The sequence below is a fragment of the Paenibacillus sp. FSL R7-0204 genome (assembly GCF_038002225.1).
Taxonomy (GTDB): domain Bacteria; phylum Bacillota; class Bacilli; order Paenibacillales; family Paenibacillaceae; genus Paenibacillus_AQ.
The window spans coordinates 6,947,938-6,960,846 of sequence record NZ_JBBOCA010000001.1 but is presented as its reverse complement, the minus strand read 5'-3'; the positions used below and the strand labels follow the sequence as shown (position 1 = coordinate 6,960,846).

General features: G+C 53.7%; 11 protein-coding genes. 9 read left to right on the top strand and 2 right to left on the bottom strand.

Annotated elements, in window-relative coordinates; all coding sequences use genetic code 11:
• The first annotated feature begins 56 nt into the window (after window positions 1-56).
• On the top strand, window positions 57-815 hold the full coding sequence (yaaA, locus tag MKX42_RS30090) for a peroxide stress protein YaaA (protein WP_340756890.1): 759 nt from the start codon (window positions 57-59) through the stop codon (window positions 813-815).
• Window positions 816-957: 142 nt separating this feature from the next.
• The gene (locus MKX42_RS30085) at window positions 958-4,341 is read left to right on the top strand and encodes a HEAT repeat domain-containing protein (RefSeq protein WP_340756888.1); all 3,384 of its coding nucleotides are present in this window, start codon (window positions 958-960) and stop codon (window positions 4,339-4,341) included.
• Here the strand turns inward: MKX42_RS30085 and MKX42_RS30080 are convergent.
• Window positions 4,336-4,791: an acetyltransferase gene (locus MKX42_RS30080; protein WP_340756887.1), complete on the bottom strand. Its 456-nt coding sequence runs from the start codon at window positions 4,789-4,791 to the stop codon at window positions 4,336-4,338. The genes MKX42_RS30085 and MKX42_RS30080 overlap by 6 nt on opposite strands.
• A gap of 74 nt (window positions 4,792-4,865) precedes the next feature.
• Here MKX42_RS30080 and MKX42_RS30075 point away from each other — a divergent pair, with 74 nt between their 5' ends.
• From MKX42_RS30075 to MKX42_RS30045, 7 genes are all read left to right on the top strand, one after another.
• Window positions 4,866-5,510, top strand: coding sequence for a hypothetical protein (locus MKX42_RS30075; RefSeq protein ID WP_340756885.1), 645 nt, complete (start codon window positions 4,866-4,868; stop codon window positions 5,508-5,510).
• A gap of 169 nt (window positions 5,511-5,679) precedes the next feature.
• Window positions 5,680-6,807, top strand: a complete 1,128-nt coding sequence (locus tag MKX42_RS30070) for an ROK family transcriptional regulator (protein WP_340756883.1) — start codon at window positions 5,680-5,682, stop codon at window positions 6,805-6,807.
• A gap of 204 nt (window positions 6,808-7,011) precedes the next feature.
• Entirely contained in the window at window positions 7,012-8,052 is a 1,041-nt protein-coding gene (locus MKX42_RS30065) for an NAD(P)-dependent alcohol dehydrogenase (protein ID WP_340756882.1), read from the top strand.
• A gap of 477 nt (window positions 8,053-8,529) precedes the next feature.
• Window positions 8,530-9,153 carry a glycoside hydrolase family 11 protein gene (locus tag MKX42_RS30060; RefSeq protein ID WP_209875283.1) on the top strand — a complete coding sequence of 208 codons (624 nt, stop codon included), beginning with the start codon at window positions 8,530-8,532 and terminating at the stop codon, window positions 9,151-9,153.
• A gap of 161 nt (window positions 9,154-9,314) precedes the next feature.
• Window positions 9,315-10,175, top strand: a complete 861-nt coding sequence (locus MKX42_RS30055) for a formylglycine-generating enzyme family protein (protein ID WP_340756880.1) — start codon at window positions 9,315-9,317, stop codon at window positions 10,173-10,175.
• A 325-nt stretch (window positions 10,176-10,500) separates the two neighbouring features.
• Window positions 10,501-12,066, top strand: a complete 1,566-nt coding sequence (locus MKX42_RS30050; RefSeq protein WP_340756878.1) for a glycosyltransferase family 39 protein — start codon at window positions 10,501-10,503, stop codon at window positions 12,064-12,066.
• Window positions 12,056-12,304, top strand: a complete 249-nt coding sequence (locus tag MKX42_RS30045; protein ID WP_340756877.1) for a hypothetical protein — start codon at window positions 12,056-12,058, stop codon at window positions 12,302-12,304. The genes MKX42_RS30050 and MKX42_RS30045 overlap by 11 nt, the downstream gene beginning before the upstream one ends.
• 54 nt (window positions 12,305-12,358) lie before the next feature.
• On the opposite strand, the gene MKX42_RS30040 is transcribed toward MKX42_RS30045, so the two are convergent.
• Window positions 12,359-12,889 (bottom strand): ClbS/DfsB family four-helix bundle protein, encoded by a 531-nt coding sequence (locus MKX42_RS30040; protein ID WP_340756876.1) that lies wholly within the window; start codon window positions 12,887-12,889, stop codon window positions 12,359-12,361.
• Window positions 12,890-12,909: the final 20 nt, after the last annotated feature.

Sequence of the window (12,909 nt, the reverse complement as noted above, 5' to 3'; positions counted from 1 at the left end):
AATATGATAGTATAGAGGTACATTTATTTTCCCGTAGGGGTAGAAAAGAGCGTATCATGAGAATCATCATTTCACCTGCCAAAAAGATGAAGACGGACACGGATTTCCTGGAATCCCGCCAGGCTCCGCAGTTCTTAAACGAGTCACAGACGCTCCTGGCCTTGCTTCGTAAGCTGAATTATGCAGAAGCCAAGGCGTTGTGGAAATGCAATGACGCTATTGCCGCGCTCAATATGCAGCGGATTGAAGAGATGGATCTAACCCGGAATCTGACCCCTGCGATCTTCGCCTATGAGGGTATCCAGTATCAGTACATGGCGCCGGGGATTTTTCAGACGGAGGAGCTGGACTATCTGCAGCAGCATTTGCGGATCTTGTCCGGGTTCTATGGGATCGTCCGGCCGTTCGACGGGGTGGTCCCTTACAGGCTGGAGATGCAGGCCAAGCTCGGCGGGCCGGGCTTCAGTACCCTCTATGAGTTCTGGAACAGAAGATTAGCGGACCAGTTGCTCGCAGAGACTGACACGATTGTGAATCTGGCCTCCAAGGAATATAGCAAATGCATCTCTCCCTACTTGGAGAGCGATGTCCGGATGGTAAGCTGTGTATTCGGACAGGAGATCGGCGGTAAGGTGGTAGAGCGGGCGACACTGGTTAAGATGGCCAGGGGCGAGATGGTCCGGTTCATGGCGGAGCAGCAGATTACCCGCGTGGAGGAGATTCAAGGCTTCAGCGGATTTGACTTCCGGTATGAAGCAGCCTTGTCGGACGAGAACACGTATGTGTTCGTCCAAGCCAAACAAGATAAAGAGTAGACTGATAGAGTGAGCAGTATAGAGGGTAATCTTGAAGATGGTGGAAGCACCGGATTCGGGGTTACCCTTTTGTTTGTTGCGGACGGGAACTAGCCTTTTGTAAAATAAGGAAGAACTCAGAACAGCTTCAAGAGGAGGACTTATGATTCGTAGACGAGACCCATTGAATAAAGAGCGCTTACTGGGGGAGCTGGATGCCCAGGGGTATTCCAATAGAATCAAAGCAATCACAGGATTAGGCCGCGATCACCTGGGGTCCCCGGAATACTCACAGTTACTTACCTCCCTGCTGGAGGGCGGGGCTTATGAAGCGCGGCTGGCCCTGATGGGGGCGATCGCTACGCTGGATGCTGCTGTGATCCGCTCTGCGCTCCGTCATTCTATGGCGGGTATCAGGAATATGGCTGCGGGCCTGCTGCCCAAAGTCGCCTCAGCTGAAGAGATTGAACGCGAGCTTCCGCAGCTGTCACAGGACTGCCGCCGCAAGCTGCTGCGTACGGTTGCCCTGATGAACCGCCAGGAGGTGGCGGAACGGCTATTGCCAGTGGTACAGGCCCGGTGGGGCCCTGAAGAGGCAGCGATTGTGCTGCAGGCTTGCTCTGCGGCAACCGTCCGTGCGCGGCTTGCTGAGCTGGGGTACGGCATTAAGGATTGGAAAAAGCTGTCCAGCCGCCATTTGGAGGTGGTCGCGGAGTATTTCACCGGAGAGCTGGAAGCGGCCCCGCTAAGGGCCAAGGGGATGGTCTGGTCACGGTTCTCCTCCGCGATGGAGCAGCTGAGTAGTCGCAAGCCTGATCTGGTGCTGGCCTATGCGGTGAACCATGGACCGGCAGACATGCTGCCGCCTGCGCTTAAGGCGAATCTCGGCACACTGATGCGCCTGCGGCCAGGCGCGGTGTATGAGCTGCTGATCCGGACGCAGACGCGAGTTGAGCTTATGACTTATGGTGTGCCTGAAGCTGTGCTCAAGCGGGCGAAGCTCCTCTCCAGGGACCAATGGTCGCAGCTTGCCAAGCTGCTGGCGGACCAGCCCCACCATGTGGCGCGGCTGCTGGAGCATCTTGCGCCGTCCAAGCGCCAGGAGATTTTTGATGCGGTGTATGAGGAGGAGAAGCGCGGGGAGTGGATTTTCCCGGAGGGGCTGCTATATGTATTGCCGCATGCGCTGCGTGACCGGGAGGCTGCCCGCATGCTGGGTCTGCGTGAGATCAGGGAGAACCGGGATCGCACCCTGCGCATCACTGCCGCCCGCTCGATTATTCAGGTCAGAGAGCAGCTGGAGCAGGCAACCCGGGTATCGAATGCAGATGAACGCGCTACGGCGCTGATGCAGCTGATCCGCAGCACAGTTCTGGCAAGGCAGGGCATGGAGGCTACACTGCTGACCTTAGGCCGCATCCGTAATGATCAGGACCCTGTCCGGGCGGCGGTGTTCAAGGAGCTGTCGGAGAGTCCGGCGTCTGTGTACGAGGCTGCCCATGTCCCGGCGCTTACTGTGCTGGTAGACAGTGTGATTGATGCCAGAGATACCTCCTACGGTACGAGATACTCTGTGCAGCAATTGGCCTTCTCGATTCTGCGTCATCAGGCGGCGGAGCCGGGCGGGGAGCTGTTCAAGTTCGCGCTGAACACGCTCCAGAAGCTGGCGAAGCAGGACGGGCAGCTCTCGTTGCCGTCACTTGCGAAGAACATGCCGCGGGGCGTGGAAGAGATCATCTTTGACGGTATCTATTCCTACGCTGCGCAGGCGGGCAAGCGGGAGAATTACAATCTGGTGCTGAGCCTGGCAACTTCTTTTGGCAAAAGGGGGTACGGTATCGTCAAGCTACAGCAGCTCCTACGGGAAGCCACCCGGGCCAGAACCGAAGGAATCGCGATCCGGGCAACCCGGTTCTGGCTGGAGCCGCTGCAGACGCGCGATGAACGGGTGAAGGAGCTGCTGGATGCAGATCCATCGTATATCACCATCCACGAGGTGTTCTTGCATCTGCACCTGAAGCGTCAGGAATGGCTGGACCCTTATCTGTCGGGCGCTGCGATCAAGGGCAAGTTCCTCTCAGGCAAAACGGTCTATCCTGTTCCGGCTGCGGACGGATTCTACCGCTGGCTGCCACGCCAGCAGAAGGCGTATGCTGCCCTGTTAAGAACCATTGCCTTTGGTCCCAAGTACAGCCTGTTTGAGCGTTCCAGAGCGATCAGAATCATGGCAAGCATGCCGGATGTGAACCCGGAGCGGCTGTATGAGCTGGTACGGGACCAGGAGGCGGCTGTGGCGGAGGCGGCGCTTCATGCCTTGTCGCTGCTGGAAGAGCCGGAGAAATCCCTGCCCGTGCTGCTGGAGAATCTGGATAGCGACCGGGCCCGTGTAGCGATGTACTCCATCCCAAGGTGTATCCGCCGGGTCAGTCCGCTACAGCTGTCCCAGTCGCTGAAGGAGCTGCTGAGCCGTGAGAAGCTGAAGATAACGGTCCGCAAGGAAGCTATCCGCCTGCTTGGTGCGTATAGAATTGAGGACAGTCTTCCGCTACTGTTGAATGAATTCGCGAATCCTGCTGTGCATAAGGATGTGGTGATTGCTATAGGGCATGCTGCCAGGGGGCTGCTGGACGATGAACGAAGCTGGGGGCTGCTGCGTGCCATCGCTGCTTCTCCAGAGCGTGATATCGCAGTGAGCTTGTTGTCCCAGCAGCCTGCTGGGCTTCCGCTTGCTTACAGACCGCTGTATCTGGACTTAATTATAGCCATTGCCGCTCACCCGGACGAATCCGTCAGCAGCCAGGCTTATATTTCCATGAAGTGGTGGACAAGCGGTTATGAAGGCACCGTTGCGGCGGCTGCGGCTCAGGCGGTTGCGGGTCTGAAGGACAGCTCCAGCTGGGAGTTCGCGATGATGACATTGATTGAAGCCGCCCGGGACGGCAAGGTGAACGCGGTTGTAGCCGGTATCTGCCGGGAGCTGGCGGTGACGCCCGTGACGCAGGAATGGAATGCAGCGGCGGATAGAGACCTGCCGCACCGGCAGCGCCTGCAGGTACTCATCAAGCAGTTAACAGGTCTGCCTAAGAGTACAAGGGTACAGCTTACCCCGTTGTACCTGGAGCTGGCCGGCACGCTGGCCGCCGATGAGACGTTACAAGAGCTTGTCTTGACCTTATATATCGCAGTGATCGATTGGAGTAACGCTGAGGAGGCGTCCGGGTATGTGAAGCGGATCGCACGGGAGGTAACCCGTCAACCACAGCTCTTGAGTGAGTTGTACCGCGGGCTTGCCGTCAGCCTGGAGAACAGCGCCGGATACTGGACAGCGGAGACATTGCTTGAGATTGTGGATGTGCTGCGGGCAGAACCGTCTTATGAAGCCCCGTATCTCGGACTGTCTCTGATGGAAGCAGCAGGAAGCGCGCTGCGCTGGAGCGCTGAGCCGTCAGAGCGTCTGCGGGAGTACAGGAATCATGCGAATCCCGCAGTCCGCACACAGGCACTAAATATTTGGACGGCGAGGGAATCCCGGCTGTTCATGCTATAACCGCATATGCAGGATAGGCCAAGGCTTGCCTTGCTCATCCTGTTCGGAGCGGCCGTAGACCTGGAAGCCTAGATGTTCATAGAATCCGGCAGCCTGGGGATTGTCTTCATTCACATCGACGGAATGCACATTCAAGTGGTGTAGGGCATAGTCCACGAGACTTTTGCCGATACCCAGTCCCCGGACCGCCGGGTCTACGAACAGCATCTCAATCTTCTGATCCTGAATCCCGATGAAGCCGAGGGGATGCCCCTCAGAATCGGTATATGTAATCAGATGCCGGATCTCTGCAATCCCTTGCAGGACTAAGGGGCGCAGGTCTTCAATATCTTGCGGGGTGAGGAACAGGTGCGTAGCCCGCACAGCGTTCTCCCAGATGACTAGCAGTTCTTGGGAGAGTGTCTGGTTTCGATTTTGGTCTGTAAGGATCTTTATCGGGTTTGGGTTCATAGCGTTAGCGTTCTCCTTAATTCATTTTTTTAGATTATAGCATTAAGAATAAATAAGAATCGAGATGAAGCGATATGATGACCCGTCAGCGGCTGAGCCGGTTTGGCGGAATGGCGTTTATTTGTTCCGGCCTGCTCTTTTTGGCCCAATATCTGTTCCTGAGGCCGGTACCGTCTCCACCGCTGCAAGCTGCTGCGCTGCTGTCCTGGCTGAGCGAGTGGCGGTTCCAGTTGTCGATGGCAGATGAGGTCTTGTTCTTCGCTGCGGTACTTCTCATCCCCTCCATCGCGGCATTATACCGGCTGCTGGTGAAGGTGAATCCGGTCCTGACAGTGTTTGGCTGCGGCCTGCTGGCGGTTAGCGTTCCTGTCTATATCGTATTGGTTATTATTCTGGGGAGGCTGGTCTATCCGGTATATGGGATTGAGCTTACGCCGGAGAGCTACAGACTGATTATCAGCTTCTATTACGGGGGCGTGCATTGTGTTGCATTAGTCGTTGGAATCGCAACGATTCTGCTGAGCCTTGTAATTTGGAAGAGCGGACTGGGAACATTCACGGCAGCCCTCGGGCTTCTGACCGGCGTGTTTGATCTTATCGGCTCCTATCCATGGTTACTTGGTGAGGGAATCATCCTGATCTCCCAGTTACTGTTCGCCGGCTGGTTCGTCATGCTTGGCGTTAACATGCGAATGATTGCGATAAGAGGGACCGATTAAGGCCATCTTCCCAAAAGATTAATGACGGGACTTCCAATTCTTGATACAATAAAACCACTTACGTGAAATTATTCACAATAAAAGCGGCTAATGATTGCTATAACGGATGTGATTGCATATTATATGTATAAAATTATAAAGTACATTTGTAAAAGTGAGGGGGATTGGAATGGCGACACATCGCTTGAACAGTATGGAAGTTAAAAAGATGAACCGGAACGCCATTTACCGGTACCTGTATCACCGTGAATCCACCTCCATTCAGGAGATTGCACAGGCGCTGGGTCTCAGTCTTCCAACCGTGACACAGAATCTCAAGGAGCTGCAGGAACGCGGGCTGATTGTGGAGACCGGGCTGTATGAATCCACCGGGGGGCGTAAGGCCAAGTCGATGGCCTGTAACAGTGTGGCGGGATATGCCGTCGGACTGGATATTACCCTGAATCATGTGGGGATTGTCGTCATTGACCTGAGCGGCAGAATCATTAAGAATGTCAGGAATCATTATCCGTTTGCGAATGAGGAGACCTACTTCCAGGGGGTAGGCAAGCTGGTGGAGGAGTTCGTAGAGGCCTGCCAGCTGGACCGCAGCCGGATTCTGGGAGTAGGGATTGCACTGCCCGCGATTCTATCCGGGGACCGGCAGACAGTGAGCTATGCTACGGTCATAGATTTCAAGGGAGGCAGTGTCCGGCGGTTCGCCGAATACATCCCTTATCCCTGCGTTCTGAGCAATGATGCGAATGCGGCGGGACTTACTGAACTGTGGGGCGAGCAGGACATACACAATGTGGTCTATCTGTCCCTTAATAATAGCGTGGGCGGTGCCATTATAGTCGGTAACCAGATCTATGCAGGCCAGAACCACCGTAGCGGAGAGTTCGGACATATGACGATTTTGCCTGAAGGGCGTACCTGCTACTGCGGACAGAAGGGCTGTGTAGATGCCTATTGCTCAGCGGGAATTCTCTCGGATAGTACAGGGGGCAGTATTGCGGAATTCTTCCGGCTGCTGGGAGAGGGCAAGGAGGAGCAGCAGGCCATCTGGCAGGAGTATGTGGGCTATCTGGTGATTACAGTGAATAACCTGCGGATGCTGTACGATTGCGATGTGATTCTCGGCGGCTATGCCGGGGCTCACATGGAGGAATACATCGATGAACTTCAGGCGCTGGCAGCGCGCAAGAACACCTTCGAGCAGGATGGCTCCTACCTGCGGATCTGCAAATATAAGCTGGAGGCCACCGCTGTGGGCGCTGCCCTGGAGCTGGTGACTGAATTTATCGCCAGCATCTAGATCCGGGTCGATTTTATTCTAATCCAATATCTGCTTTCCCCGCTCCTCCGGAAGAGGGACGTTGCTGCAATCGCGGCCTTGTCCCTCTCCGGGGGAGTTTTTGTTGACTTCACTCCAATTCCGATTATAATCTTATTTAAATAGTTTTATAAAAGTATATTACAATACTAAGAGTACCTATATGTTCCTGAGGAGGAGAAACGGATGAAGAACAGAGCTTGTTATATGACCGATTTGCAAAAGTTGCAAATGAAAGACATTGATATGCCCGTAGCCCGGGAGGGCGAGGTCATTGTGAAGCTGGAGGTAGTCGGTATCTGCGGCTCGGATGTGCATTATCTGGAGCATGGACGGATCGGTGACTTCGTGGTCGATGGCGACTTTATTCTCGGGCATGAATGTGCCGGTGAAGTGGTGGAGCTTGGCCCTGGTGTGAAGCATCTGAAGGTGGGAGACCGGGTGGCCCTGGAGCCGGGAGTGACCTGCGGCCAGTGTGAATTTTGCAAGAGTGGCAAGTACAATCTGTGCCCGGATGTACAGTTTCTAGCGACTCCGCCCTACCATGGCTGCCTGATGGACTATATCGCTTATCCTGAGAACATGGCCTTCAAGCTGCCGGATAATGTGTCTTCAGTGGAGGGCGCGCTGGTCGAGCCGCTGGCGGTGGGACTCCATGCTGCGGCGCAGGGCGGCGTTAAGCTGGGGGACCGTGTGGTGATTCTTGGAGCGGGCTGCATCGGGCTGGTTACCTTGCTGGCCTGCAAGGCTTACGGGGCTACGGAGATTGTGGTGGTCGATATCATTGAGAAGCGGCTGGAAGCGGCAATGAAGCTGGGCGCTACGCGGGTGATCAACGCCAGACAGGAGGATGTGCTGGAGGCCGTTGCGGCTTGGACCGATGGCGCGGGCGTGGATAAGGTGATTGAGACGGCAGGCAGTGAGCATACGGTGAAGCAGACCCCTTATCTGGTCAAAAGAGGCGGAACCATCGTTCTCGTCGGCCTCGCAGCCAAGGACATCATCGACTTCGATTTCATGCAGATTATGTTCAAGGAAGCCGATATCAAGTCGGTCTTCCGGTACCGCAACCTGTATCCGGCAGCCATCGGCGCCATCGCAGACGGCAAGGTTGACGTCAAGGGCATCGTCACTCACGAATTCCACTTCGAGGAGACGCAGCAAGCGTTCAATTACGTGATCGACAACAAGGAAGATGTGGTTAAGGCCGTCATTAAGATGGGCTAAGAGAATTGTAAAAGCGCTTAGGAGAAATTAGGAATGCCAGTGCAAAGCTGTCCCGTATCGGGGCGGCTTTTGTTCATGTAACAGCGCTCGGGTACACGGGCTGAATGTATGCGAAAACCGAATACAATCGGTGCACGAAAGAGCGTGGACTGCGTGTAAGCCGAATCAGCATATGGGGCGCTACTGCACCCGGATGCGTCGAATGCCCTCAGAGGGAGCCGGATGAACCGCAGAAGTTGTTACATCATTCACCTTTTAGGGTCATTTTGCGCACGTTCATCCCAATTATTTCATAATATCAATAAAAATTGGGGGTTAATCTTTAGTTTGCAGAGAGTAATGTAAACGCTTACTAGATATAATTTTCTCGAAAGGAGGACAAGTAAATATATGGGATAAACCTCAGGATAAGTTATATCCTGCGGGGAGAAGCAAGCAGCAAGCAAACACATTATAATCGGGAGGTATTAATCGACAATGAAAAAGAAACTTCTTACGGTATTAATGACAGCGGCACTAAGCTTCAGTGCATTCGCAGCGACTGCAGGCGCAACGGATTATTGGCAGAACTGGACCGATGGCGGAGGAACCGTGAATGCGGTGAACGGCAGTGGCGGGAATTACAGTGTGAACTGGTACAATACCGGGAACTTCGTAGTGGGTAAAGGCTGGACCTACGGCACAGCGAACAGGGTCGTCAATTATAACGCGGGTGTCTTCTCACCTTCCGGTAACGGATATCTGACCTTCTATGGATGGACCCGGAATGCCCTTATTGAATATTACGTGGTCGATAGCTGGGGGACTTACAGACCTACCGGCCAGTTCAAAGGTACTGTGAACAGTGATGGAGGTACCTATGATATCTACACCACAATGCGTTACGATGCTCCTTCGATTGACGGGAATGCCACATTCCCTCAGTACTGGAGTGTAAGACAATCCAAAAGACCGATCGGCAGCAATGTTCAGATCACATTCAACAACCACGTGAATGCCTGGAAGAGCAAAGGCATGAATCTGGGAAGCAGCTGGTCTTACCAGGTACTGGCTACCGAAGGATACCAGAGCAGCGGCTCCTCCAACGTAACCGTGTGGTAATGGACAAGCTGATAGGCGCCTTGCCGGTTCCGGCAATGGCAGGGCTCAGGTAGACAGGGCTAAGGCCGGCCGGGTGGACAAGCTGCCGGCCTTATCATTTTTATACAATGAACTACGCTTAGGTCCTGTACCTTGCCCATCTGCTCAAAGGAGAGGTATTCATGAGAAAACCATTAATGATTCTGATTCTATGTATAGCAATCGCGGCTATAGCCAGTGCTTGCTCGCAGGAGAAGCCTGCCACGGATGAACGTTTGGTGCGGGTAGAGGGCGGTACTTTTAAAGATACGAAATCCAATTACTACGGGACAGAGATGACCCTCCCGGACTTCTACATCGGTAAATATGAGGTCACCCAGCAAGAATGGCTGGAAGTGATGAAGAGTAACCCCTCGCAGTTCCAAGGAGACAAGCTGCCTGTGGAGAGCGTAACCTGGTATGATGCCGTGGAGTACTGCAATGAGCGGAGTGTGAAGGAAGGCCTGGCCCCCTATTATAATATAGACAAGAACACGGTCGATCCGAATAATACAAGTGACCGGGATTTCATGAAATGGACTGTAACGGCCAATGAAGGGGCGGATGGTTACCGTCTGCCGACAGAAGCCGAGTGGGAATATGCAGCAGGCGGAGGCCAGATGAGCACAAGCAACCCGTATAGCGGAAGCGACAATCCGGAGGAGGTAGCCTGGTACTGGAGGAACTCCGGCGATCAATTCCTGACCGGGGACTGGAACTGGCCTGCGATTGAGAACAACCATAGCCAGCCGAGAAATACCGGCCTCAAGCAGCCCAATGAGCTGGGACTATACGATATGTCAGGGAACGTAAGGGAATGGTGCTGGAACTGGTACGGGGAAGGGGATTCGAATAGCAAGACCGGCTCGGTCCGGCTGGTGAAGGGCGGCGGCTGGATCGGCGGGGTGAACAATACGGAGGTATCCTTCCGGGGCAAATTCGAGCCGAGCAGCCGGGGGAATGACCAGGGCTTTCGTGTGGTTCGTGCTGTTGCTGGCAAGTGATTCACCCGCAAGTATTCAACAGGAACAGAATAGTTTAAGCAGCAAGCCTTCGGGAAGCTAATCCGGCATGAGCGCATCAATGGATGCGGCAGCTGGAGAGGACCCGGAGGTTTTTTGGCAAATATAAGAATTTATATGTTTCACATGATAAATTGTCCTTCTATTTCTCGCTGAAACGGTACCGTCTTTTAAAAGGACGGCAAAGCCGTTTCCACTTGGTGTCTGAAGCATCCTTTCAACTAACATTCAGATTCACTATGTATACTCCGTATATGGATTAAGGCACGCGAAAGACTCGCCGGACGCTGCCGATCAGGAGGGTATCATGGTAAAAAGAATCCAGCAAATCGTAACGATCATCCTTGCCTTGTTCATTGGGCTGTTCATCGCTTCATCGTTCTTCATCCGGGCAAAATATAATTATTCCGTGTATGGAGACCGGGCGGTGCTGGAAGGGCAGCAGCCGCTTGTGTTCCTGCTATGGATTGTAGTTGTTCTGGGACTGGGCTTCGTGCTGTACAGACTCTCCCGGAAGCTTGAAGGGTATAGCCGGGCCAAGGTTATTCCAGCCGTTCTGCTGTTGTCTGGTGCCATGCAGCTCGTGATTATTTTTCTGTTCACCCGCATGCCTACAGATGATTCACAGACGGTGCTGTCCCTGGCCTGGGCTATGCTCTATGACAAGGATTATTCCTCCTTCCAGTCAGGCGGATATCTGTACATGTTCCCTTTTAATTTCTCCTTCGTGCTGTATCTGAAGACGCTGCTGCTTCTGTTCCCGGACAATTATCTGGTGATCAAAAGCTTCAATATCCTCTTCTCACTCGTCACCACGCTGGTCATCTACCTGCTTTGCCAAGAGCTGAATCCTAAATCAAGCAGGAAGGACTATGGCCTTCTGATTGTGGCTGCGACCTATGTTCCGGCTTTGTTCATGAGCAACTTCATCTATAATGATGGAATTGCCACGGCTCTGCTCACCAGCGCGCTCTACTTCGCAGTCAGGTTCATCCGCAGAAGATCCATGAAGGATATACTGTTCGCGGCAGTACTGCTGACACTCGGCAACTACTTCCGCAGTATAGGTATGATCTTCCTGATTGCCATTGTTCTCAGCCTGCTCCTGAACCTGCGGGCGATTGGCGTGAAGAAGGTCATTGCTGCCTTTGGCATAACCCTGCTGCTGTGGGTTCTTCCTGCCTGGATTCAGAATACGGCGCTTCAAGCAGCAGGCATTGTGGACGAATCGCCGTCCGGCAATTCTGCTCCAGTATACATGTGGCTGAATATGGGGATTAATCTGGAGACACTCGGGTTCTGGGATGACCGGGAGAGCTATAATATCTACCAACAGGAAGCCGGCTATAATAAGGCGGAGAGTGTAGAACTGTTCAAGACGTCCATCCGCAGCAAGCTCTCCGGCGCGACCTTAACCGGGCTTGCAGAAATGTATTATAAAAAGCTGATCTGGACCTGGACGGAAGGGACGTATCAGATAGAACGCTACGGGATAGGAAATGAAGGAGCCTCCTCCACTGGCGGGAGGGGCGGTATGGTGATGGGCCATTACAGCTATTCCACAGCTGCAAGCAGACTATTTGAAGGTGCTTCTATGTACCGGAGCGGCTTGCTGTGGGCCTTATATGTCCAGAATTTCCTGATGTACGTCTTCATTCTGATCCGGTTAATCCGGGGACTGCGGGCTAAGTGCTTCGCGGAGACCCCGCTCCTTCTGGTGATTCTTGGCTTCATCGGGTTCTACCTGCTCTGGGAGATTAAGTCCCGGTATCTGTATCCCGTGTATCCGCTGCTGCTTGTCTTATCCTACTTGGGTGTTCGAGATTTATATGCATTACTGACCGGGACAAGGAGGTCTAACTATGCGGACTAAGAAATATTACATCACCTTAATCATTAGTATGCTTAGCTGTTCGCTGCTGCTCACTTCCTGCGAAGCGGTCACTGCTCAGAATATTACTAGTGCAGACTTCAACTTCCGGCCCGGCGGGTTCCCCGGCATGAATGGCGGCGGCACCAACTTCAAGGACGGGAGCAGGGGAATGAACCGGGAAGGCCCCGGCAGGAGGGGGATGCAGGGGCCAGACGGGAGGGCAGACAGCACACAATAATTGCGAAGCAGTGGGTGCTAAGCTGATATCCCACTTGGTGATGCTGCCGCTTTGTCACTCTGCGAGTCCTTCAGGACAATGCTTTTTCCACTTTCGGATCTTCCCCCGGAAGGTCTTGAACGGAGCGGCAGAGTTAATGTGAATCCACCGGGCCATCGGCCAGTTCTCCTTGGTTCCGGTCCACTTACGCGCGCCTTGGATGAACAGCTCCTCCTCCGTCAATGTTTCGATCCAGTCCAGCCACTGCTGCTCTGATTGCCGGAAGAGCTCGCGCAACTCAGGCAGAGAATACTCCGCATATTTGCTGTAAAAGGACTGATACAACCCGCCGAGCTGATTCCACTTGTAATCCGCAGCAGGCATGGAGAAGGTCTGTCCTTCCAACTCACTCCGGTCCCAGCTCCGCACCAGCTCCAGCCAGCCCAGCTGATAAGCGATGATCTCGGCAGGGGTTTTGTCCACCTCGGGAATTCGCGTATCCTTATATGTATTGTTAATTCCGTCATACTCTGCATCCAAGAGCAGGTACAGATTATGGATCATGTCCATCAGCTCCTGCCGGGACGAGTATTCATAGCTTGCCATAATAATCACTCCTTTCCTTT

Bases quoted from the DNA above. Each gene is read 5' to 3' on its own strand.
- MKX42_RS30085 (WP_340756888.1), top strand. From the start codon at position 958: ATGATTCGTAGACGAGACCCATTGAATAAAGAGCGCTTACTGGGGGAG.
- MKX42_RS30065 (WP_340756882.1), top strand. From the start codon at position 7,012: ATGAAGAACAGAGCTTGTTATATGACCGATTTGCAAAAGTTGCAAATG.
- MKX42_RS30045 (WP_340756877.1), top strand. From the start codon at position 12,056: ATGCGGACTAAGAAATATTACATCACCTTAATCATTAGTATGCTTAGC.
- MKX42_RS30055 (WP_340756880.1), top strand. From the start codon at position 9,315: ATGAGAAAACCATTAATGATTCTGATTCTATGTATAGCAATCGCGGCT.
- yaaA (WP_340756890.1), top strand. From the start codon at position 57: ATGAGAATCATCATTTCACCTGCCAAAAAGATGAAGACGGACACGGAT.
- MKX42_RS30080 (WP_340756887.1), bottom strand. From the start codon at position 4,791: ATGAACCCAAACCCGATAAAGATCCTTACAGACCAAAATCGAAACCAG.
- MKX42_RS30070 (WP_340756883.1), top strand. From the start codon at position 5,680: ATGGCGACACATCGCTTGAACAGTATGGAAGTTAAAAAGATGAACCGG.
- MKX42_RS30060 (WP_209875283.1), top strand. From the start codon at position 8,530: ATGAAAAAGAAACTTCTTACGGTATTAATGACAGCGGCACTAAGCTTC.
- MKX42_RS30050 (WP_340756878.1), top strand. From the start codon at position 10,501: ATGGTAAAAAGAATCCAGCAAATCGTAACGATCATCCTTGCCTTGTTC.
- MKX42_RS30040 (WP_340756876.1), bottom strand. From the start codon at position 12,889: ATGGCAAGCTATGAATACTCGTCCCGGCAGGAGCTGATGGACATGATC.
- MKX42_RS30075 (WP_340756885.1), top strand. From the start codon at position 4,866: ATGATGACCCGTCAGCGGCTGAGCCGGTTTGGCGGAATGGCGTTTATT.